The organism is Caballeronia mineralivorans PML1(12) (assembly GCF_001028175.1).
Classification (GTDB): domain Bacteria; phylum Pseudomonadota; class Gammaproteobacteria; order Burkholderiales; family Burkholderiaceae; genus Caballeronia; species Caballeronia mineralivorans.
Genome location: NZ_AEJF01000304.1, coordinates 1 through 321, shown reverse-complemented (window position 1 = coordinate 321; position 321 = coordinate 1). Strand labels below are relative to the sequence as shown.

The 321-nt window shown below is 54.5% G+C and carries 1 rRNA gene; it reads left to right on the top strand.

Going from position 1 to position 321, the window contains the following annotated elements:
- Nucleotides 1-321: ribosomal RNA gene (locus EOS_RS42780) — 23S ribosomal RNA — on the top strand; the annotation flags it as partial.

The window sequence follows — 321 nt, the reverse complement described above, 5'->3', positions numbered from 1 at the left end:
TAATGTTTGATGTTCTAACGTTGACCCGTAATCCGGGTTGCGGACAGTGTCTGGTGGGTAGTTTGACTGGGGCGGTCTCCTCCTAAAGAGTAACGGAGGAGCACGAAGGTTGGCTAATCCTGGTCGGACATCAGGAGGTTAGCGCAATGGCATAAGCCAGCTTGACTGCGAGCGTGACGGCGCGAGCAGGTGCGAAAGCAGGTCATAGTGATCCGGTGGTTCTGAATGGAAGGGCCATCGCTCAACGGATAAAAAGGTACTCGGGGATAACAGGCTGATACCGCCCAAGAGTTCATATCGACGGCGGTGTTTGGCACCTCG